We start from the raw sequence: 1,070 nt of genomic DNA, 5'->3' as shown, positions 1-1,070 counted from the left end.
ATGTGGCTAAGCGGTTCTAGCATCGCGAGTGAGTGTGACCCGTTATTTAATGCTTGGGATAAAGCGGGTGGACGTACAGACGATTTGATTCTGCAACGCATGTTGTTGGCGTTTGATGCTCGTAACGGTAGTTTGATGGCTTATTTGCAAAAGCTGCCAAGCTCTGCAAAAGCGAAACAACAAGCGCAAGAAATGAAAGCGTTGTTTGATAAACCTGCGACGGTGGCTGAGTTTGCTAAGAAAAAGCCAGCCAATGACTTTTATCGTGCTCAGAGTGAATATGCGTTAGAAAAGCTAGCTCGCATGGATGTCAATCAAGCTCAAAAAGCGTATGCGCAAGTCGTGAAAGGACAAAAATTCTCAGCAGAAAAAGCCCAAGCACTTGCGGACTACATTGCGATTCGTCTGATTCGTACTGAATCCGATTCACTAGCCAAATGGCGAGATGATAAGACGAAAACCAGTAAAAATGTCGCTTTGATCGAAAATCGTATCCGTCTAGCAATTCAAAATGCAGATTGGAAAGGTGTTCAACAGTGGATTGCCGTACTCAACAAAGATGAGCAAGCCTCGCTTCGCTGGCAATATTGGTTAGGTCGAAGTGAGATTGCGCTGGGTGATGATATTGCAGGCAAGCAGCGATTGGCGACCTTAGTTGGTCAGCGCAATTTCTACAGCGTGGCTGCGGCGAATGCGATTGGTCAGTCAATCAAATATCCATCTCATCGTATTAAGCTCGATACTAAGGTTATTCACCCGTATCAAAACTCTCTCACTCGTATTGAAGAGTTGATTGCGACAGATAAAATTGCGGCAGCGAAAAGTGAGTGGGCGCATTTGCTGAGTCGCGTAGGTAAAGATGAAAAGGCGATGTTGGCGGCGTATGCCTCATCCAAGAATTGGCATCACCTAACCGTCACAGCCAGTATCCAAGCGCAAATGTGGGACAACATTGAACTGCGATTCCCAATTGCGCACCGCTGGTGGTTCAACTTTTATGCGAAGAAGCATGACATCGACCCGATTACGATGATGTCGTTAGCCAGACAAGAAAGTGCATTGGATTCAGA

General features: G+C 46.0%; 1 pseudogene. It reads left to right on the top strand.

Annotated features, from left to right (window positions below):
- Positions 1-1,070, top strand: a pseudogene (locus R7P67_RS26230) (lytic murein transglycosylase); the annotation flags it as partial.

This window comes from Vibrio sp. Vb0937 (assembly GCF_033338855.1).
The sequence above is the reverse complement of the archived record's forward strand: the minus strand, read 5'-3'. Positions and strand labels throughout refer to the sequence as shown.